23 protein-coding genes and 3 pseudogenes are annotated in these 22,596 nt (G+C 66.8%); 14 read left to right on the forward strand and 12 right to left on the reverse strand.

The genetic code is table 11. The features are described 5' to 3' along the window. Positions 1–443: 443 nt before the first annotated feature. Positions 444–782, forward strand: coding sequence for a transposase (locus AB0I53_RS18620; protein ID WP_358604268.1), 339 nt, complete (start codon positions 444–446; stop codon positions 780–782). Here AB0I53_RS18620 and AB0I53_RS18625 read toward each other — a convergent pair. Continuing rightward, entirely contained in the window at positions 775–2,313 is a 1,539-nt protein-coding gene (locus tag AB0I53_RS18625) for a hypothetical protein (RefSeq protein ID WP_358604007.1), read from the reverse strand. The genes AB0I53_RS18620 and AB0I53_RS18625 overlap by 8 nt on opposite strands. 302 nt (positions 2,314–2,615) lie before the next feature. Then, a complete protein-coding gene (locus tag AB0I53_RS18630) occupies positions 2,616–2,753 on the reverse strand; it encodes a hypothetical protein (protein WP_358604009.1) in 138 nt (45 codons plus the stop codon). A 464-nt stretch (positions 2,754–3,217) separates the two neighbouring features. Here AB0I53_RS18630 and AB0I53_RS18635 point away from each other — a divergent pair, with 464 nt between their 5' ends. Continuing rightward, positions 3,218–4,183, forward strand: coding sequence for a glycoside hydrolase (locus AB0I53_RS18635; RefSeq protein ID WP_358604010.1), 966 nt, complete (start codon positions 3,218–3,220; stop codon positions 4,181–4,183). Between the two features lie 278 nt (positions 4,184–4,461). Here the strand turns inward: AB0I53_RS18635 and AB0I53_RS18640 are convergent. Continuing rightward, a pseudogene (locus AB0I53_RS18640) lies at positions 4,462–4,626 on the reverse strand (MBL fold metallo-hydrolase); the annotation flags it as partial. A gap of 73 nt (positions 4,627–4,699) precedes the next feature. Between AB0I53_RS18640 and AB0I53_RS18645 the strand changes: the two are divergent. The 3 genes from AB0I53_RS18645 (at position 4,700) to AB0I53_RS18655 (ending at position 7,619) form a co-directional block, all read left to right on the forward strand. Further along, positions 4,700–5,197, forward strand: coding sequence for a hypothetical protein (locus tag AB0I53_RS18645; RefSeq protein ID WP_358604013.1), 498 nt, complete (start codon positions 4,700–4,702; stop codon positions 5,195–5,197). After that, positions 5,122–6,591, forward strand: coding sequence for a type VII secretion protein EccCa (gene eccCa, locus AB0I53_RS18650; RefSeq protein ID WP_358604016.1), 1,470 nt, complete (start codon positions 5,122–5,124; stop codon positions 6,589–6,591). Before AB0I53_RS18645 ends, eccCa begins: the two co-directional genes overlap by 76 nt. An 824-nt stretch (positions 6,592–7,415) precedes the next feature. After that, positions 7,416–7,619: a hypothetical protein gene (locus AB0I53_RS18655; RefSeq protein ID WP_358604019.1), complete on the forward strand. Its 204-nt coding sequence runs from the start codon at positions 7,416–7,418 to the stop codon at positions 7,617–7,619. Between the two features lie 29 nt (positions 7,620–7,648). On the opposite strand, the gene AB0I53_RS18660 is transcribed toward AB0I53_RS18655, so the two are convergent. Next, positions 7,649–8,152 (reverse strand): helix-turn-helix domain-containing protein, encoded by a 504-nt coding sequence (locus AB0I53_RS18660; RefSeq protein WP_358604022.1) that lies wholly within the window; start codon positions 8,150–8,152, stop codon positions 7,649–7,651. Beyond that, the gene (locus AB0I53_RS18665) at positions 8,149–9,447 is read right to left on the reverse strand and encodes an MFS transporter (protein WP_358604025.1); all 1,299 of its coding nucleotides are present in this window, start codon (positions 9,445–9,447) and stop codon (positions 8,149–8,151) included. Before AB0I53_RS18665 ends, AB0I53_RS18660 begins: the two co-directional genes overlap by 4 nt. 127 nt (positions 9,448–9,574) lie before the next feature. On the opposite strand from AB0I53_RS18665, the gene AB0I53_RS18670 reads away from it, so the two are divergent. The 6 genes and pseudogenes from AB0I53_RS18670 (at position 9,575) to AB0I53_RS18695 (ending at position 16,580) form a co-directional block, all read left to right on the forward strand. Then, positions 9,575–10,507, forward strand: a complete 933-nt coding sequence (locus AB0I53_RS18670; protein WP_358604028.1) for a LysR family transcriptional regulator — start codon at positions 9,575–9,577, stop codon at positions 10,505–10,507. 106 nt (positions 10,508–10,613) lie between these two features. Continuing rightward, positions 10,614–10,790 (forward strand): hypothetical protein, encoded by a 177-nt coding sequence (locus AB0I53_RS18675; RefSeq protein ID WP_358604031.1) that lies wholly within the window; start codon positions 10,614–10,616, stop codon positions 10,788–10,790. A gap of 48 nt (positions 10,791–10,838) precedes the next feature. Then, positions 10,839–11,335 (forward strand): annotated as a pseudogene (locus tag AB0I53_RS18680) (ATP-binding cassette domain-containing protein); the annotation flags it as partial. A gap of 145 nt (positions 11,336–11,480) precedes the next feature. Then, positions 11,481–14,339: an excinuclease ABC subunit UvrA gene (uvrA, locus tag AB0I53_RS18685; RefSeq protein WP_358604034.1), complete on the forward strand. Its 2,859-nt coding sequence runs from the start codon at positions 11,481–11,483 to the stop codon at positions 14,337–14,339. 28 nt (positions 14,340–14,367) lie between these two features. Then, complete coding sequence (glnA, locus tag AB0I53_RS18690) at positions 14,368–15,792, forward strand: type I glutamate--ammonia ligase (RefSeq protein ID WP_358604038.1); 1,425 nt, start codon at positions 14,368–14,370, stop codon at positions 15,790–15,792. Positions 15,793–16,148: 356 nt separating this feature from the next. Further along, positions 16,149–16,580 (forward strand): hypothetical protein, encoded by a 432-nt coding sequence (locus AB0I53_RS18695; RefSeq protein WP_358604040.1) that lies wholly within the window; start codon positions 16,149–16,151, stop codon positions 16,578–16,580. 86 nt (positions 16,581–16,666) lie between these two features. Here the strand turns inward: AB0I53_RS18695 and AB0I53_RS18700 are convergent, their stop codons facing one another. The 6 genes from AB0I53_RS18700 to AB0I53_RS18725 all read right to left on the reverse strand — a co-directional run bounded on the left by AB0I53_RS18700 (position 16,667) and on the right by AB0I53_RS18725 (position 19,606). After that, positions 16,667–17,530, reverse strand: a complete 864-nt coding sequence (locus tag AB0I53_RS18700) for a class I SAM-dependent methyltransferase (protein ID WP_358604043.1) — start codon at positions 17,528–17,530, stop codon at positions 16,667–16,669. Between the two features lie 14 nt (positions 17,531–17,544). Continuing rightward, the gene (locus AB0I53_RS18705; RefSeq protein ID WP_358604046.1) at positions 17,545–18,180 is read right to left on the reverse strand and encodes a hypothetical protein; all 636 of its coding nucleotides are present in this window, start codon (positions 18,178–18,180) and stop codon (positions 17,545–17,547) included. A gap of 354 nt (positions 18,181–18,534) precedes the next feature. Beyond that, positions 18,535–18,894, reverse strand: coding sequence for a hypothetical protein (locus tag AB0I53_RS18710; protein WP_358604049.1), 360 nt, complete (start codon positions 18,892–18,894; stop codon positions 18,535–18,537). Further along, positions 18,849–19,013: a hypothetical protein gene (locus AB0I53_RS18715; RefSeq protein ID WP_358604052.1), complete on the reverse strand. Its 165-nt coding sequence runs from the start codon at positions 19,011–19,013 to the stop codon at positions 18,849–18,851. Before AB0I53_RS18715 ends, AB0I53_RS18710 begins: the two co-directional genes overlap by 46 nt. 49 nt (positions 19,014–19,062) lie before the next feature. Continuing rightward, positions 19,063–19,314: an FAD-dependent oxidoreductase gene (locus tag AB0I53_RS18720; protein WP_358604271.1), complete on the reverse strand. Its 252-nt coding sequence runs from the start codon at positions 19,312–19,314 to the stop codon at positions 19,063–19,065. Further along, positions 19,238–19,606: an FAD-dependent oxidoreductase gene (locus AB0I53_RS18725; protein ID WP_358604055.1), complete on the reverse strand. Its 369-nt coding sequence runs from the start codon at positions 19,604–19,606 to the stop codon at positions 19,238–19,240. Before AB0I53_RS18725 ends, AB0I53_RS18720 begins: the two co-directional genes overlap by 77 nt. 173 nt (positions 19,607–19,779) lie before the next feature. On the opposite strand from AB0I53_RS18725, the gene AB0I53_RS18730 reads away from it, so the two are divergent. From AB0I53_RS18730 to AB0I53_RS18740, 3 genes are all read left to right on the forward strand, one after another. Next, positions 19,780–20,370 carry a TetR/AcrR family transcriptional regulator gene (locus tag AB0I53_RS18730; protein ID WP_358604058.1) on the forward strand — a complete coding sequence of 197 codons (591 nt, stop codon included), beginning with the start codon at positions 19,780–19,782 and terminating at the stop codon, positions 20,368–20,370. Between the two features lie 388 nt (positions 20,371–20,758). Then, positions 20,759–21,505: a GntR family transcriptional regulator gene (locus AB0I53_RS18735; protein WP_358604062.1), complete on the forward strand. Its 747-nt coding sequence runs from the start codon at positions 20,759–20,761 to the stop codon at positions 21,503–21,505. Then, positions 21,502–22,263 carry a cache domain-containing protein gene (locus AB0I53_RS18740; RefSeq protein ID WP_358604065.1) on the forward strand — a complete coding sequence of 254 codons (762 nt, stop codon included), beginning with the start codon at positions 21,502–21,504 and terminating at the stop codon, positions 22,261–22,263. Before AB0I53_RS18735 ends, AB0I53_RS18740 begins: the two co-directional genes overlap by 4 nt. A gap of 77 nt (positions 22,264–22,340) precedes the next feature. Here AB0I53_RS18740 and AB0I53_RS18745 read toward each other — a convergent pair. Further along, positions 22,341–22,556 (reverse strand): annotated as a pseudogene (locus tag AB0I53_RS18745) (hypothetical protein); the annotation flags it as partial. Positions 22,557–22,596 lie beyond the last annotated feature (40 nt).

Raw genomic sequence — 22,596 nt, forward strand, 5'->3', positions numbered from 1 at the left:
ACCCCGAGCACTCCAAGATCAGCACACCGAGTACATGATCAACTATGTGGCCAGCGGGCAACGCCCGGGTCCATCACGGAAACCGTGCCAGAGCCCACATTCGGCCGCCGTTGACACCAGTGAGGTTTTTCCATCCTCGTTGTGCGTGGCGGTGCAGGTGGCGGAACCTCAGCGCCCGCCTGGCTGTGGGTGCCCTGACTTTTGTATGCCAATACACGGCGTCAGGGCCGTCCTCGCCAGGCGAACGCTGAGAACCCGCGGCGGTGCGAGCTGCGTAGGTGGGCTATGCGCCTGCGGCGCACGCGACTGCTTTCGGGATATGGTCCGTTGGCTGTCGCGGCTGCGGTCACCAGCCAAGATGAAAAACGCTCAGTTGATCACGAACGCAGCCCTTGATTGAACATTCTTCTCAACACAGAAAGAAGATCGATCCAAGGGCTGCGATGGGTAGTGCGCACGATGGCGATCGTGAGGGTGCGTTCGGGGAGTTGGTCAGGTTCCGCCAGGAGTTCTACGAGTGCCTGACCGCTCGGGCGGATGCGTTGTTCGAGCTGGGCGAGGCGGTGTTGTGTACCGACGGCCCGGTCCGGTCTTTGGTGGGGCTGTCGTTGGCGCCGGAGCACCGGCGTGGGCACGGCGCTTTGTACGATGCGATGAACTCCGGCCGCACCCCTCGTGGCTTGCACGGATCGACCACAGTGCCCAGCATCTTCACCAGCTTGTGTTCCGGCAGTTGTCGCCGAGCAACTATCGCCGCGGACCGTTCAATACCCATTAGGTAACGGGGGGAATCTGGCCCGTGGTAGAAGTCCGGAATACACCGTCGGGGTCGACGGAGTCGCTGAAGTCTTCCCAGCCCATGTTGTCGATCGAGAGTTGGATTTCGACGTCTACCAGGGCATTCGGGGTGGCGCGAAAGAACCGTGGTTGTTCCCGTGCGACCTCCATGACGAGCACGGGGTGTTCTGGGGAGGCGAGTGTGACCGCGTCGGCAACCAAGACCCGCACCTGAGTGGTGCGTGGCAGCAGTGTGGCGAGTTCTTCGCCTGTCCAGCCTTCGAACTCGGGCCGGTCGACCAGTGTGACGTCGAGGACGACGTCGCCATCGTGGTACTCGCGCTGCGTGGTGATGTCGCGCCTGGCGGTCTCCCAGGCTTGGTCGTCAGAGAAGTCTGTGCGCACGATCGGGGTGGAAGCGGCGTTGAGCAGTATCTCGAGGGCGGCGGGCGGAACCGCGCGTGGGAGGCGGGTGCCCGAAGGCGACACCAACTCCGCCTCAGCAGGAAGCGGGTGGAACTCCTCCAGTCGGCGCATGCACCTGTCGGGCAACTTTCCGGGCAACGGCGCGGTCGGCACATCCGTCGACTGCCGCACTATGCGGGTGCCCCGGTAGGCGATGGGGGCGTGGCCTGCGCCTTGGCGGTAGCCGATGAAACCGCTGCCGTCGGCGAAGAACCGGACGGCTTCGAGTTGCAGGTCCGGGGCGCCGTTGTTGTCGGTGATGTCGAGGCGGTAGTGGTCATAGGATCCTGGCCCGGGGATCCGGTACGTCCTGGACTGGTGCCGGTCGGCGAACGACTGGCCGGTGCGGGTGTCGAGGGTCCGCCACAGGTTCCCGTCGGTTGAGCCGAACAGTGTCCATGCCGCCGGGTCACGATCAGGGGCGTCATCGGCGGAGGTGAGAACGTACCGATCAACCGCGACCGGCTGGGACAGCTGGAATTCAAGGGACGCACGGTTGTTTGGTGCGAACCATTTGCTGGTCGGTCCTTCTGCGAGGTTCGCGGCGACCTCACCCGCGTCGGGATGCTCGGCACTGGTCCACATGACGGCCACCAGGTCGGTGACATCTGCTTTGCCAGAAGGACTTTCCGAACGCAAGGCGACCGAATAGGCGTTTCCTAACCGGTCACGCCAGGCCACCCACCGCAGGGGCGCCTCGCCACCGTCGTCGATCAGCAACCGTAGCCGTCCCGCCGGATGCCCACCACCAGCGTCCTCGACCTCCGTGTCGAACTCGTACCCACGAGCACCGTCAGCGCCCTCCGAGTAGTCTCGCTGGCCGTCGAGTTCGCCCCGCATCTCCACCACACCACCGTCGGCGGTGCGGCGATGGCCGTAACACCACGCCATATCCGGAGAGAAGCCGACTGCGGACTGCGCACCGTCCTCCGTACCCCAGGACAGCTGCTCCAGCACCGCGATCCCCCCGCCGGCCACGTGCACCAGCAGCCGTGATCGCGGCAGCCACTCCGTGCGGTCCCACGCGCGCTGCCACAGACGAAAGATGAACACAGACGCGTCATCCGACACCGGCCGCACAAAGCCTCCTCGCCCACCACAGCACCAAAGACGGATGCTGGCGACACACGACGAGACGACGGTAGCCGCCTCGCCACTCCCGGGCTCGCCGCATCCAAGGAAAACTGCCTCGACATACCTCAGCGGACGCCCAAAGGGGCAGCGATGTGGCGCCCCCGCTATGCGCGCCCAGCGTGTGCAGGCACCTTCACAGCCACCAGCAGCCAAGCCCAGCACCGCAAATACTGTTCGCCCCGCTGCAACAGCGCGACTCCAGCAACATTGCGACCGAGGACTCGCAAGAGAGCACCGCGTCAGGAAAACAGGCGAAGCATGCTACCAGCCCCGTAAATCAGGCCGCGTTCCTCTACACTGCCGAAGAAGCTGCCGACCTCTTGCGCGTCGGCATCGTGGTTGTACGAGATGAACGCGTCGTAGCCGACGCGATCCATCCCCTTTCCGGAAGGTTGCGCATGCACCTACACCCCCAGGTGGCCTTGCATCGCGAAACCCCCTATGCGCCGGCGACGTTTCCGCCCACCAGGATCGCCGACCTGTCCAACAGGAACGCACCAACGGGGCGTCCTGGGGCGACCTGGTCCTATCCCGAGCGCGGCCTGACGGCCTCGGCCACAGCGCGCGGCGGGCGGGTGGTCGTCGACCTGCACTCCGACGGCGACAGCCCCCTGACCTGGCCGATCACCGGAACGGATCCGGCGAGCAGCGCTGTGCAGTTCCCGCGCGGCGAGGGGCTGAACGTGCCGGTGGGCGACCCGTCCTGGAACTCGCGGGATGCCGAGCTCACCCAGGAGCGCGTCGACCTCAAAGACCTCACCATGCCGTTCTGGGGCCACACGATCGGCAGGCGCGGCGCGAGCTACGTGATCCGACCGACCTCGACACGTCGCTGCGGTTCGTGTCCGAAGGTGGCCGTCTGCGTACTGACGTCACGCACGATTTCATCCGAGGCAACGCCACCAGCGACTACACCGTCGCATTCGCCCTCACCGACGGCGCTCCGGTCGCCCCGGCCAACGACTACCGCCGCTGGCTGATCGAGCATGACCGGCTGAGCAGCCTCGACCAGAAGATCCGCGAAAACCCCGAAGTCGGCAAGCTGATCGGCGCGTTCCACGCCTACCTCTGGGGCGACGGCCGCAGCACCGGAGCCATCAAACAGCTGCAAGACCTCGGCATCGGCAAGATGTGGCTCGGCTACGACGCCGACGGAAGCCCCATGAGCCCGCGAAGCCACCGAGGCGGCCAACGCGGCCGGATACCTCGTCGGCCCTTACAACAGCTGGGGCAACGCCCAAGATCCCGCCACTGCCGACACTCCCGTCGCACAGTGGCCCGACCCGTCTGGCCGCAGGCGTGCGTCCACGACGAAAACTGCGAACCGGAGACTGGTTTCGGAGGCAGGGCTGCCTGCTATCTGAGTTCCCAGGCACTGGCCGACGCCGAACCCCAGCACCACTACCTCGCCAGCCGCATCGACTCCATGACCGCCAACGGCGGGCACAGCTACTTCCTCGACGTCGACGCGACCGGGGAGGTGTTCCGCGACCACAGCCCAGGCCATCCGATGACCCAGGCACAGGACCGCGCCAACAGGCTGGCACGAATGCGGGAACTGCCCGAAGGCCTCGACCTCGTGCTCGGCTCGGAAACCGTTGGCAGCTGGGCGAACCAGATGCTCGCGTTCAGCCACGGTTCCACCACCCCGGTCAGCCCGGGCCTGTGGAAGGCCAAGCAGGACAAGGAAACCTGGGGCCGGCTACTGTCCGGCAGAAAGGCCCGGGGCGTTCTTCAAGCCGGCCGAACGCCCCTCTGTGCCCTGACGAGCTGTAGCGCTCAGGCGACTGGATGCTCGCTTTCCTGAAGCGCACGCGGTACTCCTCACGCATCGCCAGACACTCCTCGCAGAGAAGACGAGCTCGCCGGCTGTCGCCGAGGAGCAACATGGTGTTGGCCAGGATGGGGCGGCTCACCACGGTGACCGCGCTAGGTCGGCCGCGGGTCTTCTCCAGTTCCAGGGCTTCTTCCAAGTACGCCACCGCACGCCGCTGGTTGTCGCGCATGTGCTCGGCGTAGCCGGACACGCACAGCGCGGAGGCCAGTTCGGATTCCTCTCCCATGCGGCGCGCCAGGTCACGCCCTTCAGCCAGCATCCGCAGTGCAGGGGCGACATCGCCCTGGATGGTGGCGATCCAACCGTTCGCCCACAGCGTCTTGGCTCGCGCCGGGCTCTCGGGTGGTGACGCCGAGCACGCCGCCGAAGTGGTCGGCGTGGCTGTGGGTGTAGACAACGGCACGGACGGGCCGGTCGCCGCGGTTGCGGCTTTACAGCGCCAAACCCGCGGCAGCGGACTCCTTGGCGGTCAGCGGGTCGATCACGATGATCTGGACCGAAGTGCCGGCGCGGCAGAAGCCACCGGAGATGCCCGGTGGGGAACTGTCGCTGCAGGAGCCGCCCGTCATACCCGAGCAGGTCAGCGGCGGAATCGGCGGAATGCTGCTCTACCTGCCGATGGCGCTGGGTTCGGGCGCCATGATGCTGATGTTCATGGGCAACCGCGGTGGCATCGGCATCGTCGTGGTCGCGCTCATGGCGGTGAGCATGCTGGCCATGGGTTTCGGGCAGCTCGGCCGGTCCGTCGGCGAGCGCAAGCGGCGGCTGCGCGGCGAACGCCGCGACTACATGCGCTATCTCGGGCAGGTCCGCAAACAGGTGCGCACGGTGGCCGCCGAGCAGCGCAAGGCACTGGCCTGGCGGCATCCCGACCCGGCGGGGTTGTGGTCGGTGGCGATGCGCCGCGATTGTGGGAGCGTCGCGTTTCGCACGCCGACTTCGCCGAGATCCGCATCGGGCTGTCCGGGCAGCGGCTGGCCATGAAGATCACCCCGGTGCAGTCCAAGCCCGTGGAGGACCTGGAACCGCTGTCGGCACGCGCACTTCGCCGCTTCATCCGCGCATACACCACAGTGGACGATCTGCCGACCGCGTTGTTCCTGCGCGGTTTCGCGCAGGTGCAGATGCGCGGCGACGGCGAAGCTGCGCGCGAGCTGACCCGCGCGATGATCGCCCAGCTGGTCACCTTCCACTCCCCCGACGATCTGCGCGTCGCGGTGTGCGCGAGCCCCGACCGGGCGGAGGAATGGGACTGGGTGAAGTGGCTGCCGCACGCCCAGCACGGCAGCGAGCAGGACGGCGCCGGCCAGGTTCGCATGCTCACCGATTCGATCGCGGCGCTGGAGGCGCTGCTGGGCGCCGAGCTCAACGATCGCGGCCGGTGCGAGGCCGGTGCGAGCCCGACCAGGGACGAACCGTTCGTGCTGATCGTCCTCGACGGGGTCGCAGCCCCCACCGAGTCCCGCCTGGCCGGCGCCGGCTACCGCAACGCCACGGTGGTCAACCTGGACGTGGCGGGTCCAGCGCAGCCCACCACGCTGCGTCTGGAGGTCGACGCCGACCGGCTGGAGATGATCCGGCTCAACCGCTCGGGCGCCGAGGTCCGCACCGAGCTGGGCCGCCCGGACGGCCTGTCCGTCCGCAAGGCCGAAGCGCTCGCCCGCACCCTCGCGCCCTTCCGGCTCAGCGCCACCAACGACATCGTCGAGCCGATGGTCACCGACTTCGACCTCGGCGCGCTGCTGGAAGTCGGTGAGATGGACCAGCTCGACGCGGCGAAGGTCTGGGCCCGCATGTCGGCGTCGGACCGGCTGCGGGTGCCGATCGGGATCGCCGAGAACGGCACCAGGACCGAGCTCGACATCAAGGAGTCCGCGCAGGGCGGCATGTGCCCGCACGGTCTGCTGATCGGCGCCACCGGTTCCGGCAAGAGCGAACTGCTGCGCACCCTCGTGGTCGCGCTGGCGATCACGCACTCCTCGGAGATCCTCAACTTCGTGCTGGTGGACTTCAAGGGTGGCGCGACGTTCCTGGGCCTGGACGGCCTGCCGCACACCTCGGCGGTGATCACCAATCTGGCCGATGAGGCGCCACTGGTCACGCGCATGCAGGACGCCCTGCAAGGCGAGATGGTGCGGCGGCAGGAACTGCTGCGCAGCGCTGGGAACTACAGCTCGCTGCTGGACTACGAGAAGGCCCGCGCCGCAGGCGCGCCGCGCTCATGGGCCAGTGAACCCGAGCCACGGCAGGAAGTTCTCAACTGGATCGCCTTCTGCGACTCCTATCCTCTCGGACGGAGGCTTCTTGTGCTCGGCAGGGGGTTCCATTGCTTTGTGCCTGGTTTGGAGTCAAGTCAGGCGGAGGAGATGGGGCTTTGACCGTGATGGCGGGGTGCCGGTGACGACTTGTGATTCCATGCGTCTGATTTGGGTCAGATCGCCGTTGTATGCTTCAACTACCGTGCGGAGGATGCTGCGGTCTTCGCTTGACATTGGTCGCTGCTTGGCTACTGCGATGGAGGCCATTGCTTCCGCCGCGGGCAAGTGTCTTCCGTCAGCCAGGTAGGCGGCGATCTTGCGCGCCTGAACGTCGTCGAGGGCCGAACCCATGTGGAAGAACACCCGGTCAAGGGCGTCGGTGAAACGATGTGGGTGGTCGGGGGGCGATAATTCCATGGCCGATGACAGTCATGTCTGCCTCCTTGAATGATCGGCATGCCCGAGCGCAATAGTTGATCAATTCCTGCTTCGGCATCGCGCCGGTTGAGACCGTTGGAACGCTGCGAGTAGGTGAACGCCGTGCAGGCGTCCAGGGTAGGTCGACTGAGCCACCCCTTCCATAGCTGGTGGCCCGGACTGCCCTCGGAGTGCGGGAATTCATTCCCGATCCGACAGACCAGGGACCCGGTCGGCGATCATGCGTGCGCCCGCGATCGAGAAGGTTGCGGAGCTGTTGGGGGTCCGGACCGCGGAGACGGTGCGCCGGTGGGTGCGTCAGAGTCGGGTCGACACCGGGGCGCGTGAGGGCGTGACCCATACTGCCCAGCACGCCGAACCGGTTTGTCCTGTGATTTACCGGCCTTCGCCGGTTAATGTCTCTTGTGGACCTGACTGGAGGTGTCGTGGAAGAGTGTTTCGACGAGGGTTGTCGACGGGAAGGTTTCGACCGGCCTGATGACCAGCCCGCCGGCGAGGATCGGTTGGTGTTCCTGATCGACCCTGCTTGGCAGGCGCAGCCCGCGAATGGCTCCGAGAACGCGGCGAGTGCACGGGAAGACGTCGCCGGCGGTGCGGAGGGCGAGACGCCCACCGGCCCGGCCGAGCGGGAGGTCCAGGCCTCGCCGCTTCAGGTCGTCGTCGGTGGTTGGCTGGTGACTGCGGACGGCACGATCGGCGTCGCAGGGTGAGTGGCGGCCTTCCACGGCGTCGAAGCACCTCAGCGACGGGGTTGGCGTGGTGGGTCCAGCCTGCGATTCGGTGTCTTTGCGGAGAACAACGGGCGCGAGATTGCGGACTGGAGAAATCCCGCAAGACTCACTGGTCCTGAGGCTCCGGCAACGGCCCCGTCGCGGCAGCCGGCACTCCCTCGGATGCGCCTTGCGCGAGCTAGTTCGAGAGTTGGCCGTTGCGGGCCACGACGCGGCCGCTCTTCTCCCCCGTCACGAGACTGCCCAGCCCCGTCCAAGAACCGAACGAGACGAGACCCGCGGACACACATCGCCCTCCACGCAGATCTCCTCACGGCGTTGGGTTGGTGCGGCCTTCCTGCGTTTCTTGGGCAGCAACGCGACAGGCCGTACTGCTCGGCCTTCTGAACCCATTCGTAGTAGGTCTTGCCAGAGATGCCGAACACACGGCACGCCTCGGCGACGTTGTTGATCCTGGCGGCGTACTCGATAACTCGGACGCACCGGTCGAAAACGATGCCGTCATGGGTCATGCGCACGCCTTCTCGCTGGCGGGAACCGCATCTTCGCCGGAAGGAGCAGGGCTGGCGGGTTCTGACATGCGGGAGCGACGCAGCAACAGGTACGGCGTGCCGAGGAGTAGCACTCCAGCCAGAGCGATGGCTTCTCGTGGGCTGGTCAGTTGGGCGATGAGGCCCCAGGCCAGGGTGAGCGCGGCGATGCTGGTCGTGCTGCTGATCGACCAGACGGTGAGCATCCTGGCCTGACATCCGGCGTCGGTGTTCTTCAAGCGATAGGCCGCGAGTACCGGGTTGAAGAGGCCGCAGCACAAGATCAACGCGGCTTCCGTGGCCATCACGATCACCAGCCCGGTCATACCCGGCTGAATGAAAGCGAGCCCCAGCGGCCAGCAGGCCCGCAACGCGCCGATGACGCGAAGAACCCATCGTTCGCCGTAGCGGGAAACGACACGAGGGGCGAGTCGTGCCCCGATCAAGCCACCGACGCATGGGATGGCGAACGCCAGTCCGTATTCCCAGGCCGAGAAGCCCAGCTGGCCGAGCATCAGCACCGCCAGCGGCGGTTCGGCGGCCATGATCAGACCGTTGACCAGCAGCGCGTTGAGGAAGAGTCGCCGCAGCGTGGGGCGGGTGAGGATGTAGCGCCAGCCCTCGACGAGGTCGCTCCAACGGCTCTGTCGCGTGTTCGTCATCGCGGAGGTCGGGGGCTGCTCGGGCGTGCGGATCGCGGCGATGCCGAGTGCTGAGAGGAGGTAGCTGGCCGCATCGACGGCGAGGGTGATCATCGGCCCGAAGAGCCCGATCAGGACGCCGCCCGCCGGTGGCCCGATGATCGTGGTCGACCAGGTGACAGACTCGAAACGGCTGTTGGCCACCACGAGCCGATCAGGTGCCACGATGCTCCACAGGTAGGCGCCGCTGGCGGCACCGAACGCGATCTTCGCCGCCGCCGTGACGATCGAGACCACCAGCAGTTGGGAGAAGGACAACACGCCCAGCAGGTAGGCCACCGGGACGGATGCCAGAGCAGCGAACCTGATCAGACCCATGCCGATCATGACGGGCCGCTTCGCGCGGGTCTCCATCCACGGCCCCAGCGGGACCGCCAATAGCGCCCCGAACGCCAGCCCGCACGCTGACAGTGCCGCCACCTGCGCCGAACTCGCATCGAGTACCTCGATCGCCACGATCGAGAACGCCCCGAACGCCAGCCCCGTGCCGCACGCGCTGACCAGGTAGGCGACCCAGAGCCACCCGAACTCCCGACCCAGCTGCACCCCTCGCCGCATCACTGTCACTCGCCCCACCCATCGCTCCCAGACGAACAACCCCGTGTTGTCACTTGGGTGATCGAAACCGAGTGCATGGCCGAGACGCCAACAACTCATCGCTCGGCGAGCCACAACCTGTGGTTGTTCACGTAGGTTCGATCTCGTGGACCTCAACGCCGTACGCACCTTCACCGCCATCGCCGAGAACGGCCAGTTCCAGGCCACCGCCGACGAGCTAGGGATCACCCAGCAAGCCGCCTCGAAGCGAATCGCAGCACTAGAAAGGGAGCTCAGCGTTCGGCTCTTCACACGAACGGCCCGCGGCGTCAGCCTGACCGTCGATGGGCAAGCATTCCTGCCACATGCGCGCGAGCTTCTTCGCGCCGCCGAACGTGCGACAGCCGCAGTGGCCCCAGGACGCCGTGCACTTCGCATCGACGTGGTCAGCCGCAGGATCGCGCCAGGCAACATTCTGCGCGACTTCTACCAACAGCACCCTGGCATCGATCTCGACGTCGTTGCGCTGGTCAATGCGAACGCCGAAGCCGCACTGGCTGAGGTCACGGCCGGCACCATCGACGCCACGTTCAGGTCGCTCCGGGAAACCCGTCTCATGGTCCCCGACGGACTACGGGCCGCACGCGTGATCGATGACCGTCACGAACTGTTGGTGGGACCCCGACACCCGTTGGGCAAGGCCAAGGCCGTGACCCTGGACAACCTCACCGCCCACCCCATCTGGATGCCCGGCATGGTCGATCCCGAGCCAGTGGGCTACTACGCGGACCTCGCCAAGACCTTCGGACTCACCATCGACACCATCGGGCCGAGCTTCGGGTACGAGGCGCTCCTGGCCGAGATCGCAGAATCCAACCAACTCGCTACATTCATTGGCGAAGGGTCGCGGTACCTCTGGCCAGAAAGCTATGACCTGCGACGAATCCCGATCACCAACCCGACCCCGGTCTACCCTCTCTCCGTGATCTGGCGCGCCGCCAACACCCACCCCGCGCTCGCCGACCTCCTCGACTACCTCCAGGCCCGACACCAAACGCGAGCCGGCAGTGACGTTTGGGCACCCGACTGGGCACGCTGAGGAACGACCATGCGGCCGGTGCCACAGAAAGCTGTTGGCGGTCGTCGAATAAGGTCGTGCTCAGCTGTCGCCCGGCCTCATTGATCACGGTCACGTCCGGACCGCCGTGATCGCAGGCGCGGTCGTCGTCCCGCTGGTGTCGCTGATCTACCTGCTCACCATCGACTGGCGGCTGACGCTGATCACGCTGGCACCGGTCGCGCTGGCGGTGGCGCTGGTCCGGTCATCGAGGGCTTGTCCTACGCACTGCTGGTGCCTCCCGGCGACGCTTGGCCGTGGCTGATCGCGTTCGGCGCCGCGGTCGCGGTCTACGCGGTTCCGGCACGGCACCCGCACCGTGATCGACGACCTGTCGTTGTCGGTACCTGCGGGGCAGCGGCTTGCTGTCGTAGGGCCCTCGGGTGCGGGTAAGAGCACATTGCTGCGGCTGCTCGCGCGGTTCTACGACGTCGATGCGGGCGTGATGCGCGTGGGCGGTGTCGATGTGCGCGCGATCGACACCGAGGTGTTGATGGCGCAGATCGCCATCGTCTTCCAGGACGTCTACCTCTTCGACGGCACCATCGAGGAGAACGGGCGCCTCGGCCGTCCCGACGCCGACGACGCCGCGGTGCGGCGGCAGCGACCGCGGCGCGACTGGACGACGTGATCGAGCGGCTGCCCAGCGGATGGGCGACGAACGTCGGCGAGGGCGGTGCACTGCTGCCGGGTGGCGAGCGCCAGCGCATCTCGATCGCGCGAGCGCTGCTGAAGGACGCGTCCATCGTGCTGCTGGACGAGGTGACCTCCGCGCTGGCCCCGGTGAACGAGACGGCCGTCCACGAGGGCGATGATTGGCGGAGCCAACTGGACACTCGGGCCTGGGTGGGCCAGGGGCTTTGCCGGAGGGCCGAGGCCTGCCGCTGCGGTGCGCCACGGCGCGGTCCTGTGCCAAACTGGCTGTGTTGTCCTGACGTGGGCTGGATCTTGAGCCGTGGCTGACCGCTTGGTCGTGCGTGGCGCGCGTGAGCACAACTTGCGCGGCGTGGGTGTCGACCTGCCTCGGGACAGTTTGATCGTGTTCACGGGTCTGTCCGGTTCCGGGAAGTCCTCCCTGGCGTTCGACACGATCTTCGCGGAAGGCCAGCGCCGATATGTGGAGTCACTGTCGGCGTACGCGCGCCAGTTCCTGGGCCAGATGGACAAGCCGGACGTGGAAGTCATCGAAGGTCTCTCGCCCGCGGTGTCGATCGATCAGAAGGCCACCAGCCACAACCCGCGGTCGACGGTGGGCACCGTCACCGAGGTCTACGACTACCTGCGGCTGCTGTACGCCCGCGTGGGCGAGCCGCACTGCCCGGTCTGCGGCGAGCGGATCAGCAGGCAGACCCCGCAACAGATCGTCGACCAGGTGCTGGCCCTGCCCGAGCGCACCCGGTTCCAGGTGCTGGCGCCGGTGGTGCGCGGGCGCAAGGGGGAGTACGCGGAACTGTTCGCCCGCTTGCATTCGCAGGGGTATGCGCGGGTGTCGGTGGACGGCGAGGTGCGCCACCTCGACGACGTGCCGAAGCTGAAGAAGCAGGAGCAGCACTCCATCGAAGTGGTCATCGACCGGCTCGTGGTCAAACCGGGGGTGAGGCAGCGCTTGACGGAGTCGGTGGAGGCAGCCCTGGGGTTGGCGGACGGGGTCGTGATCGTAGAGTTCGTCGACCAACCGCCGCGGTCGCGGGACCGGCAGTGGTCGTTCTCGCAGAACCTCGCGTGTTCCCGCGGCCACCCCATCGGCGTGCAGGAGTTCGAGCCGCGGTCCTTCTCCTTCAACTCCCCGTACGGCGCATGTCCGGTGTGCACCGGGATCGGGGTGCACCGCGAGGTCGACCCGGAACTGGTGATCGCGAATCCCGAGTTGTCGCTGGCGGATGGTGCCGTGGCGCCGTGGCAGGGCGGTCAGACCAGCGAGTACTTCCAGCGCCTGCTGAGCTCCTTGGCCGACGCCCGGGGCTTCTCGATGGACACCCCGTGGCGGCGGCTGCCCGCGAGGGTCCAGAAGGCGGTGCTCTACGGCTCCGACGACCAGATCCACGTGCAGTACCGCAACCGCTACGGCCGACGGCGGTCCTACTACGCCCGCTTCGAAGGAGTGATTCCGTTCCTGGAGCGCCGCTTGGAGCAGACCGAGTCGGACTACGTGCGCCAGCGGTACGAGGGTTACCTGCGGGAAGTGCCCTGCCCGGAGTGCGCGGGCACCCGCTTGAAACCGGAAATCCTCGCCGTCACGCTGGAGCACAAGACGCTGGGGAAGCGCTCGATCGCCGAGGTGTCCGCGATGTCGGTGGCGGGCTGCGCCGAGTTCCTGCGCGGCCTGGTGCTCGGCCGCCGCGAACGCGCGATCGCAGGCCGGGTGCTCTCGGAAACCCAGGCGCGCCTGGGTTTCCTGCTCGATGTCGGGCTGGACTACCTGTCGCTGGATCGCCCGGCGGGCACGCTCGCCGGAGGAGAGGCCCAGCGGATCCGCTTGGCCACGCAGATCGGCTCCGGGCTGGCCGGGGTCCTCTACGTGCTGGACGAACCTTCGATCGGCCTGCACCCGCGGGACAACCACCGCCTGCTCGCGACGCTGACCCGGCTGCGGGATCTGGGAAACACGCTGATCGTCGTCGAACACGACGAGGACACCATCCGCGCCGCCGACTGGGTCGTGGACATCGGTCCCGGCGCGGGTGAGCACGGCGGGACGATCGTGCACAGCGGTCCGCTGGACACCTTGCTGGCCAACCAGAAGTCGCTGACCGCCGAATACCTGACGGGTCGCCGCAAGATCCCGGTGCCGGCCGTGCGACGTGCGGTCGACCTGAAGCGCGTCCTGACGGTCCATGCGGCGCGCGAGCACAACCTGCGCAGCATCGACGTGTCCTTCCCGCTGGGCTGCATGATCGCCGTGACCGGGGTTTCCGGCTCGGGGAAGTCCACTTTGGTCAACGACATCCTCTACAACGGACTGGTCCGGAAGCTGCACGGCGCCCGCGCGGTGCCCGGAAAACACGGCTCCATCACCGGAATCGACAGCATCGACAAGGTCGTCCACGTCGACCAGTCGCCGATCGGCCGCACGCCGCGTTCCAACCCCGCCACCTACACCGGGGCGTTCGATCCCATCCGCAGCCTGTTCGCCGCCACCACCACGGCCAAGGTCCGCGGCTACCGGCCGGGGCGGTTCTCCTTCAACGTGCGGGGCGGACGCTGCGAAGCATGTGCCGGCGCCGGAACCATCCGGATCGAGATGCAGTTCCTCCCCGACGTGTACGTGCCGTGCGAGCAGTGCGGCGGGGCCCGCTACAACCGCGAAACCCTGGACGTGCGCTACAAGGGGAAGACGATCGCGGAGGTCCTGGACATGCCCATCGAACAGGCGCTGGAGTTCTTCGGGGCGTTGCCGGGCATCGCCCGCCGCCTGCGCACGCTGGTCGACGTCGGTATGGGGTACGTGCGACTGGGGCAGCCCGCGCCGACGTTGTCCGGTGGCGAGGCGCAGCGGGTGAAGCTCGCCACGGAGCTCACCCGGCGTTCGAACGGGGGCACCGCGTACATCCTGGACGAGCCCACCACGGGACTGCACTTCGATGACGTCCACAAGCTGCTCGACGTGCTGCAACGGCTGGTGGAAGTCGGCAACACGGTGATCGTCATCGAGCACAACATCGAGGTCGTCAAGACCGCCGACTGGATCATCGACCTGGGGCCCGAGGCCGGATCGGCCGGCGGTCGGGTGGTCGCCACGGGCACTCCCGAAGCGGTCGCCGACGACGAGACCAGCTACACCGGGCAGTTCCTGCGCCGTGCGCTCGCTTCCTGAAGCCAGATCAAGAGATTCGGAGGTAGCGATGTTCGACAACCCGCAGGAGGTCCTGCGGTTCATCTCCGATGAGGGCGTGAAGTTCATCGATGTCCGGTTCTGCGATCTGCCGGGCATCATGCAGCACTTCGCCGTGCCCGCCAAGCCGTTCTCCGCCGAGATCTTCGACGAAGGCATCGCCTTCGACGGGTCGTCGGTGCGCGGATTCCAGGCGATCCACGAGTCGGACATGCTCCTGTTGCCCGACCCCTACACCGCTCGACTGGACCCGTTCCGCGCCAAGAAGACGTTGAGCCTCAACTGCTTCGTGCACGATCCGTTCACGCTGCAGCCCTACTGCCGCGACCCGCGCAACATCGCGCGCAAAGCAGAGCAGTACCTCGCCGACTCCGGCATCGCCGACCTGGCCTACTTCGGGCCGGAAGCCGAGTTCTACCTCTTCGACTCGGTGCGGTTCGCGAATGCGGAGAACACCTCGTTCCACGAGATCGACGCCGTCGAGGGCTGGTGGAACACCGGCCGCGCCGAGGACGGGGGCAACCAGGGTTACAAGATCAAGTACAAGGCGGGGTACTTCCCGGTCCCGCCCACCGACCACCTGGCGGACCTGCGCGACGAGATCGTGCTAAACCTGATCGATGCGGGTTTCACCGTGGAGAAGGCCCACCACGAGGTCGGCACCGCGGGCCAGGCCGAGATCAACTACAGGTTCAACACGCTGCTGCACGCCGCGGACGACCTGCAGCTCTACAAGTACATCGTGAAGAACACCGCGTGGCGGCACGGCAAGACGGCCACGTTCATGCCCAAGCCGCTGTTCGGTGACAACGGTTCCGGCATGCACACCCACCAGTCGTTGTGGAAGAACGGAAAGCCGCTGTTCTACGACGAGACGGGCTACGCAGGGCTCTCCGATCTCGCGCGGCACTACATCGGCGGCATCCTGCACCACGCGCCGAGCCTGCTGGCGTTCACCAACCCTACGGTGAACTCGTACCACCGCATGGTGCCCGGCTTCGAGGCGCCGGTGAACCTGGTCTACTCCCAGCGCAACCGCTCGGCCTGCATCCGCATCCCGGTGACGGGCGCCAGCCCGAAAGCCAAGCGCATCGAGTTCCGCTGCCCGGACTCCTCCGGGAACCCGTACCTGGCCTTCGCGGCGATGATGCTCGCCGGCCTGGACGGCGTCGCGAACAAGATCGAGCCGCCCGACCCCATTGACAAGGACCTCTACGAGCTACCTCCGGAGGAGGCCGCCGATGTCGTCCAGGTTCCGTCCTCGCTGGACGCGGTGCTGGAAAGCCTCGTGGCCGACCAGGATTTCCTGCTGCGCGGCGACGTCTTCACCCCGGACGTGATCGAGACCTGGATCGCCTTCAAACGGGAGCACGAGATCGACCCCCTGCGACTGCGCCCGAACCCGTACGAGTTCGAGCTGTACTACGACGTTTAGCGGCAGCTGGCCGCGTCCGCCGGGAATGCTGCGAGCCCGAGCTCCGGCGGGTCCCGACGCCTCGATGGCGTTCGTAGACGTGCTTGACGTAGATCGTCTCGGTGTCGCCGAGATTCACATCGAGATCGACGAGTTCTCCTGGTCCTCGCCCACTCGAAGCACTGTAGACACTCGCGAGGATCGAGACCGGTTTGAGGATCTTCCTGCTGTTCTCGACCGAGACTGGCGCGCTGAGGCTTGGGAGCCTCAGCGCCCCGCCGTGCCTCGCGCATGGTGCAGATAACTGAGCAGTATCGAGCTGAGGTGGACGGCCAGGCAGGGGTGTTGCGCTTGCGCTCAGCCTTCTCGTGCTGGCCTTGGGCCTCCAATTCGGTCGCCTGGCGGTCGGGGTTGGCCCGCCGTGTCCGCACCTGGTCAAGCAGGTCCTCGCGCCGAGCGACGACCTCGAACCTCAGGCCGTACACGGCGGCTTGGGCCTGCGCCAGCTCGCGAGTTCCTTCCCATTCGACCCGGCCGAGATCGGCGCGCACCACCACGAACCGGGAAAGGTCGACGCCGGTCGCTTCGGCCAGTTCGACCAGGTGCGTGAGCATGGCCCCTACGGTGGGATCCCGGGTGAGCACGGCTGGATCCCGATCGTGCTGCGCGCCCGGTCCGAGGAGCTGTTGCCCACCGAGCCGGAGCAGCGGTGGTTGGCCTACGGGGACTGGCGGTTCTGGGCCGGCAGCTCGGGCTACCGCGAGATCCAGCTGTGGATTCGCGGGCCGTGGCAGATCACCACGTGGTGACCGGTCTTCAGTCCTCGTCGAGGTCGTCGAACAGCCCAGGCCACCGGGTCGAAAAACGCGAGCAATCTGGTTGAGGCAGGCAATCTTCAGCGGCTCGCGCGCAGTATGCGGATCGCGCGCAGTGCGCCAGGCGGTTCGCCCTCGAATCTTGCGGATCCGTCGAGGTAGCCGGCGATGAGGTCCGGGGCGGAGCAATCTTCGACGCAAGTGAACCCGAGCGCGCGCAGATGTGCGGCGATGTCGTCGGGTGTGAAGTAGCTGAACAAGGGTTCGCCGACGCCGGCCAGCCGATCGGCACGTGCCCGCTGGTGTGCACGGTCCTCGTCGGTGGCCGCAGGCTCCAGGTAGTCGAAGACCATCTCGACCGGCTGGGCCTGACCAGCGATGTATTCGAGGGTGGCGTGGGCGGCGTTCGGGGTCAGATAGAACACGACGCCGAGCCACACGAATACGGCCGGGTCCGTCCGTTTGAATCCGGCGGATTCCAATCCAGCTGCAAGCGTCTGGGTTTCGAAATCGACCGGCACGAAGGTCAACGTCTCAGGGCGGTCGATTCCGGCCGTAGCAAGGCGTTCGCGTTTCCACGCTTGGGTGGCGGGGTGGTCGACCTCGAAGACACGCAGGTCCGGGCGCGGATTGCGATAGGCGAAGGTGTCTAGGCCCGCGCCGAGGATCACGACCTGCCGTACACCAGCGGCGATGGCCGCGGCCACTGCGTCCTCGGCGAAGCGGGCGCGGGCGGCGAAGAACAGGCGGCGGCGCTGATCGCTGGCCCCGGCACCGAGGTGATCGGTTGCGGGCGTGGCCAATTCGGTCAGTTCCTCTGTGGTGACGCCGAGCAGACGTGCCGCCAGGGGGTCGGTGAAGATCGGTGGTCGGTCAGCGATCTGGTGATAGGCGCGGGCGTACGCGGTGATGAGCGCCGTGCGGCTGGGTCCGCCGTTCTCCATATTCAAGAACCTACTCACGAATGTGCACTCACGCACACCCCACAAGGAGCACTCGAACACGATCCGTAACACTGACTACAGCTGGCCCTCCTTCGGGGGTTGGGTTGCCACGAGTCGGCAGGGGCGGGCTGGAACCTGTTATCGCGGGGCTGGGTTGATGTGTTGAGGGCCATGAGTTCGCGGTTGGTGGCACGGGCGGTGGCAAGATCGTCGTCGCGTTCGTCGAGTTGTTGCACTGGTCCGGCGGGGAGGTCTCGATACGGCAGGTGCACCATCGGAAGCTGGTGGAAGCCACAGAGATATTCGGTTTTCCTCCAGCAGCTCGTCGATGCCGGCCGCATCGTCGGTGAGCACTTCGGTTTCGACGAATGAGCCGACGCCGCCGAACGTGTCGATCGCGACGGCCACGGTGTCGTGGTGGCGTGCCGAAGCGCGATGCGCGTCTTGGCGACCCGGGCTAGTTGCACCATCCCGATCGCTGCAAGCAACTGGTTCGCCTGCTTCGCCTGGTCAGCGCCGATCGAGACGTTGGTTTCCGGCTTGGTGATGATGTCGGCCGTGTTGTGCGTGGCGGCATTCGACGCCGGCTTGTAGGTGATCTCTGCGAACCCGTCTCGTTCGCGAACCCGCAGGCACTGTACCGTTTCCATGAAGTCCACATCGGGACGGCTGTAGTAGGTGTCGATTTAGACCAAACGACCGCCGTCGCGGAACCCGAGCTGCACGAGCCGGTTGATCAACGCCTGGGGGCGATACGGCTGGGCAGCTCGCGCTTGCGTTCAACCTCCAGGCCCTGATCATCCTCCGCAGGCGATCGCGGCGAAGGCCCAAGTCCAAGTTGCGATTGCCGCACACGCCGAGTTGTTTGACAAGGTCGGCGGGCTTGATCTAGGCGTTGGTAAGTTGCAGTGGATCAGGTCGGTTGCGGTCGTCAGGGCTGCTCCAGCCGGCCCCCCGGGACTGGTGAGCCGACCTTTGATTCGCATGGCGCGTCGCCGAACGCCTCATGCAAGATTCGATGCACGGTCGCATCCAATGTGGAACCCCTGAGGAATGTCCTGCTCCTCAGCAAAACCAAGCTGATCCCCGGCGCGGTACCATTTTCGCATCTCGTCGACGCCGAATTCCTCAGCTTGAGGGCGTGTTTTATGGCGCCGCAGCGTCTCGTCCCAAGTCACGTCGAAGTAGTAGAACACGCTTCTGCCAAGGTGGTCCCGACGCAGCTTGTGAAGCATGTCTGCGTAGCGTTCGGCGTGCATGATGCCCTCGACGATCACATTCCATCCATGGTCGAGCGCGAACCTCACCGCCGTGGAAATCAGCTCGATGTTGGCCCCACCCGGCACATCACGCTCTTTGAGCACGACGCGCCGGAAATAGTCCTGCTCATTGAGCGCGACACCACCGGAGCCCTCAGCCGCTCAGCCAGCTCCGCCAGGGCGGCCTGTCCACCGGAGCGCACCACCCCACCACCGGCCAGCACGACGGGCCGCTGCGCGCCGTCGAGCAGGCTGGCCGCCTCGGCGACCAGTTCAGCGCTTGGCGGCAGCGAAACGTGCGCGCCGACCAGGGTGAAATGATCGGCTTCGAGGAACCGTGATCGCGCCGGTCACGATCTGTTCCGCAACCAGGCGGCCGATTTCCGGTGCCTGCATGAGACCGTGGCTGGAGAAGCCGCAGGCACTGACCCAGGTCGGTGCGGCAGGCTCAGCGCCAAGGATTCCGTCGTGATCGGGGGTGTACTCGTAGGTGCCCGCCCAGCACGCGGCGCGGTCCAGCGGCAGCTCGGCAAGCCACGAGAACCGGACGAGCCGTTTTCGGCACCGACTCCATCCACGACCAGTCAACGGAAATGTCGTAGCCGTCGACCTGATCCGGCCGGGCCGCCGCGAACAGCAGCCGGTCGCCCTCACTGCGCACGTAGACACCCGAGCCGAGATCGATCGCCATGGGCAGGTCGGATAAGAGGACTCCCGGTGCGGCGGCGTAGACACTGCGCCGCAAGTGCACCACCGGAACGGTCAGCCCGGCCAGAGTGGCGACCTCGCCGGCCCAGCCGCCCGCCGCGTTGACCACATACGGGCCCGCAGGCTGCGCTCGCCCGCGGTGACCGCGGTCGGCCGGTAAGTATCGTCACCCATTGGCTAATGACTGTTAGCCTTCATGGCAACCCCCGTCACACTGACGGACAAGTGCGCTGACAGACATGTCACACTGGCGGCTATCGATCGATTGCCCGAGGAGGTAGTGTGCCCGACCGGGGACGCAAAGGCCGGGCGGCGGACATCCGGAACGCCGCACTCGAGCTGTTCGTTCGCCGCGGCTATGAGGCCACCACGATGGCAGACATCGGTGCCGCGGTGGGTATCCGCGGCGCCAGCTTGTACAAGCACGTCGCGTCGAAGCAGGAGCTGCTGGCCACGATCACGACCAACACCATGGAGCAACTGCTCGAGAGACATCGACTGGCTGTGGCCGACGCCGGTACCCCCGTCGAACGGTTGCGCCGAGCCGTGGACGCACACGCGCGCTATCACGCGCGACATCGCCGCGAGGCGTTCGTCGGCAACAGAGAACTGCGGAGCCTCGTCGAGCCCTACCGCGTGGTTGTGCTCGGCCGCCGGGCGGAGTACGCCAATTGCTTCGAGGACCTGATCGCAGATGGCATCTCGACCGGCGATTTCCGCGTTGGCTCGGCCCGCCTGGCGGCGTACGCGATCCTCGATCTCGGCATGGGGGTGGCGGTGTGGTTCCGCGAGGACTCCGGGCCGACGGAGAACGAGGTCGCGTGGCAGCACACGGAGTTCGCGCTGCGGATGGTGGGTGCCAGTGACTTCTGAAAAGCCGACCGACCGTGGTCGGGTCGACGATCGGATCACGATGTGGCCGCGCGACGAACCCATCCGCTGCCACCCTGGCCAGCCCGTGTGTCATCCTGCCGGAAAGGTGTCGCTCAGGAGGTCCTCGATCGATACGTCGTACCTGTTCGGTGAGCCATGCCGGGCTTCTGCCAACGGCTCAGCGCCGCGGCACCAGTCGCGTCGGCGACGCGATGGGCGCGCAGCGACCTCGCCGTATGAGGCAGAACGCCGTTTCATTCCGGCCCCGTCGCGTCGACCTTGTCACACCCCTGTCCACGGCCGCTCCCGACGGCAAACCTACAGTATTATGTGTATTGGGGGTTTCGTCAGGGTTGACACGCGGCTCTGCAGGCAACAAGGGGGCGGATTGGACGGCGAGCGAACAGCCCTGATCGCACCACTGGGCTCAGCCGGCCGCGCCGACGAGATCGCGATCCGCATCACCGAGGCCATCCAGCTGGGGCTGCTGCGCGACGGGGAGAGGCTTCCCCCGGAGTCGGAATTCGCAGCCCAATTCGGGGTTTCCCCGGTCACCTTGCGTGAAGCGATCGCGGAGCTGCGCGACCGCGGGCTGGTGGAGACCCGACGAGGCCGCTGGGGCGGCACGTTCGTCAAGCGGTCCCTGGAGCCCGATGAGGGACCGGACATGGCTCGGCTGGCGGCTCTCACCTCGGCGGAGTTGCGCGACATCGCCGATGAGCAGACCGCGATCGCGGGGCTGGCGGCCCGGCTGGCCGCCGAGCGGTCGTCTCCTTCAAACGTGGAGCGCATCCTGTCACTGGCCGACCAGCTGGCCGCGGCGGAGACCCGCGGGGCGCGGATCAAAGCCGACAGCCGGTTCCACATCGAGATCGCGATCGCGACGCGTTCGGAACGGCTGACCCGGCGGGAGGTGGCGCTGCAGGCCGAAACGGTCGGCATGCTCTGGGGATCCCACCTGCCCGGCAGCGAGCTGAAGAAGATCGCTATCGAACACCGGGACATCGCGGCGGCGATCTCGGCCGAGGACGGCGTTCAGGCCGGCTCCCTGGCCGAGCAGCACGTGCGCAACAACCTCCGGCGCCTGACCTCGGGCCATTTCGCGCTCGTCGATGCGACCGGGAGCCCGCAGTGACCGGGGAAGGCGGTCTCGAGACCCGTCGGGCGAGCGTTGCCCGGGTCCGGCAGCGTCTGAACGATCTCCTCGAGAGCTGGCGCGCCCCGGTGGCGGAGCTGGCGGCGGCGGTGTCCGCGATCGCCGAACCTCCTCACGACGGCGACGACAGCCCCGCCCTTTCGGAAGCCGCACTTGACGATCTGGTGCCCTCGGTGGAACGGCTCGTCCAGTCCGCGAGAGCCATCATCGGCGCCGGGTTCATCGCGGCGCCAGGATTGGTCGACGGCTGCGAGCGGTACATGTTGTGGCTGCAGAAACGCGATGGTGCGGCTAGGCGGCTGCGGCTCAATTTCGACACCTCGGACGTCGACGCCTACGACTACGTGCGCATGGACTGGTACTCGCGGGCTCGTTCGACACGCGGATCGTGCTTGACCGGGCCCTATCTGGACTACTCGGGCTCGGACCACATCGTGGTGACGTTGACCATTCCGGCCAACTGCGGTTCGCAGTTCGCGGGTGTCGCGGGCATCGATGTGTCTGCCCATGCCGCGGAGGGCCTGCTCGTGGAGCAGTTGCGCGCGCTCGAGGCCGATGCGGTTGTCTTCAACGACGAACGCCTGGTCGTGGCGGCCAACTCGGCGCGGTGGATGCCAGGGGAACGGGTGCCAGCCGTGCGCGGCGAGGCACTGGGCCTCGACCAGTCCGAACGCCTGGTCGCCTGGTCGGGCTGGACGCTGGGAGTCGCACGCAGCGAGATCCAGCAGCTCCGGTAGCGGCACCATCCTGGGGCAGGCCATGCGCACGAGTGAGGGGCCGATCGACCTGGTGGTCGATCGGCCCCTCACGCGTCTCAGCCCGTGCGCACCGCCGGGTCAGCGGGCGTGGGCAGCGGATCCGGCTTCGCTCTGGGTGTCCACTCCACTGAGTCCGCGCCGATGATCTCGTCCTCTTCGGTGACCCTCAGCTTCATCACCGCGCCCAGCACGAACACCAGCAGCAGCGCGGAAACGACGGCTATCGCGACAGTGCCCGCGACGCCGACCAGCTGCCACCACAACGTGATGTGAGCGTGCTGGAAGCCGAACTCGCCGGTGAGCCCGAAGGCC

The organism is Saccharopolyspora sp. NPDC050389 (assembly GCF_040655595.1).
Taxonomy (GTDB): Bacteria; Actinomycetota; Actinomycetes; order Mycobacteriales; family Pseudonocardiaceae; genus Saccharopolyspora.